A 2,543-nucleotide genomic window follows, 5' to 3' on the forward strand; every position below is an offset into this window, starting at 1 on the left:
ACACAAAGAAATCATGGAAAGAAAAGCAGGGACAAGAGAATTCAGAGGTATCTGTAGATGATATCGCAATGGTCGTTTCCAGCTGGACGGGAGTGCCTGTTTCGAAAATTGCTCAAACGGAGACAGATAAGCTTCTGAATATGGAACAATTGCTCCACTCTCGTGTGATTGGGCAGGATGAAGCGGTTGTCGCTGTAGCAAAAGCGGTGAGACGTGCGCGTGCTGGCCTGAAAGATCCGAAGCGTCCAATCGGCTCCTTTATCTTCTTAGGGCCAACAGGGGTTGGTAAAACGGAGCTTGCAAGAGCACTCGCCGAGTCTATTTTCGGTGATGAAGAAGCAATGATCCGTATTGATATGTCTGAATACATGGAGAAACACTCTACATCCAGACTTGTTGGGTCACCTCCAGGATATGTCGGTTATGATGAAGGTGGACAGCTGACTGAAAAAGTGAGAAGAAAACCTTATTCTGTCGTTCTATTAGACGAGATTGAAAAGGCTCATCCAGATGTATTTAATATCTTACTGCAAGTATTAGAAGATGGTCGTCTGACTGATTCTAAAGGGCGTACCGTTGACTTTAGAAATACGATTTTGATCATGACATCAAACGTTGGAGCTAGTGAGTTGAAGCGCAATAAATACGTTGGCTTTAACGTGCAGGATGAAAGTCAAAATTACAAGGATATGAAAGGCAAAGTGATGGGCGAGTTGAAACGTGCGTTTAGACCTGAGTTTATCAACCGTATTGATGAAATCATTGTCTTCCACTCGCTTGAGAAGAAACATCTCAAAGAGATCGTGTCTCTCATGTCTGATCAACTGACAAAACGATTAAAAGAACAAGACCTATCAATTGAATTGACGGAAGCAGCAAAAGCGAAGATTGCCGACGAAGGAGTAGATCTTGAGTACGGTGCGCGTCCGTTAAGAAGAGCGATTCAAAAGCATGTAGAAGATCGACTTTCTGAGGAGCTTCTGAAGGGCAATATTGAAAAAGGTCAACATATCGTATTAGATGTGGAAGATGGAGAAATTGTCGTAAAAGCGACGGCTGCTACGAACTAATATAGTAAGAAAAAAGTGTGAGGCATACCAGCAAGGTGTATGCCTCCCTTTACTTATTTTCTGACCAGTATAAGGAGTTGTATTCTTCAATCTATGGCTAAGACAAAATCAAAATTTATATGCCAATCGTGCGGTTATGAGTCAGCCAAATGGATGGGGAAATGTCCAGGCTGCGGCACGTGGAACAGTATGACAGAAGAGGTCGTTCGCAAAGAGCCGGCAAACCGTCGTAGTGCTTTTAATCATTCTGTTCAAACCATTCAAAAACCTTCACCTATATCTGCAATTGAAACATCCGAAGAACCCCGAATTAAAACGAATTTAGAAGAATTTAACCGAGTATTAGGAAGTGGAATTGTCAAAGGCTCTCTTGTTCTTATTGGCGGAGATCCTGGGATTGGGAAGTCCACTTTATTATTACAAGTATCAGCACAGCTCTCAGACAAAAATCAGAATGTGTTGTACATATCTGGTGAGGAATCCATTAAACAAACGAAGTTAAGAGCGGACCGCCTTGGTATTGAAAGCGCCTCTTTACATGTTTTGGCTGAAACCGATATGGAGTATATAACGTCTGCTATACAGGAGATGAAACCTGCTTTTGTTGTGGTGGATTCGATTCAAACCGTTTATCAAAGCGATATCACGTCAGCTCCCGGCTCTGTATCTCAAGTAAGAGAATGTACAGCACAGCTGATGAAAATTGCCAAGACAAATGGGATTCCTATTTTTATCGTTGGTCACGTGACCAAAGAAGGCTCGATCGCAGGTCCACGCCTTTTAGAGCATATGGTGGACACGGTTCTTTATTTTGAAGGCGAACGTCATCATACATTTCGTATCTTACGGGCGGTAAAAAACCGATTTGGTTCAACGAATGAATTGGGGATTTTTGAAATGAGAGAGGAAGGGCTCACGGAAGTATTAAACCCATCAGAAATCTTTTTAGAAGAGCGGTCGGCAGGTGTATCTGGTTCGTGTGTTGTTGCCTCAATGGAAGGAACAAGACCCGTACTTGTCGAGATACAGGCATTAATTTCCCCGACAAGCTTTGGGAATCCGCGAAGAATGGCCACTGGCCTTGATCATAATCGAGTATCGCTGCTCATGGCAGTTTTAGAAAAACGCGTGGGGCTGCTGCTGCAAAACCAAGATGCGTATTTAAAGGTCGCAGGCGGTGTGAAGCTTGACGAACCGGCGATTGACTTAGCTATTGCCGTCAGTATTGCATCAAGCTTTAAAGACGCAGCGCCGCATCAAGCGGATTGCTTTATAGGAGAGGTCGGTCTGACGGGAGAAGTCAGAAGAGTATCAAGAATTGAACAGCGAGTGCAGGAAGCTGCGAAACTAGGATTTAAGCGAATGTTTATTCCTCAGGCGAATATAGACGGATGGAAAAAGCCGAGAGGGATTGAGTTAGTTGGTGTAGAAAATGTAGCGGAGGCACTTCGAATTTCACTAGGGGGATCATAG

At 43.6% G+C, this 2,543-nt stretch carries 1 protein-coding gene and 1 pseudogene; both read left to right on the forward strand.

What is annotated here, in order from left to right:
• A pseudogene (clpC, locus tag AOQ70_RS18260) lies at window positions 1-1,070 on the forward strand (ATP-dependent protease ATP-binding subunit ClpC); the annotation flags it as partial.
• Between the two features lie 93 nt (window positions 1,071-1,163).
• Entirely contained in the window at window positions 1,164-2,543 is a 1,380-nt protein-coding gene (gene radA / locus AOQ70_RS18265) for a DNA repair protein RadA (RefSeq protein WP_025092231.1), read from the forward strand.

Source organism: Bacillus sp. AM 13(2015) (assembly GCF_001518755.1).
Classification (GTDB): domain Bacteria; phylum Bacillota; class Bacilli; order Bacillales; family Bacillaceae; genus Bacillus; species Bacillus safensis.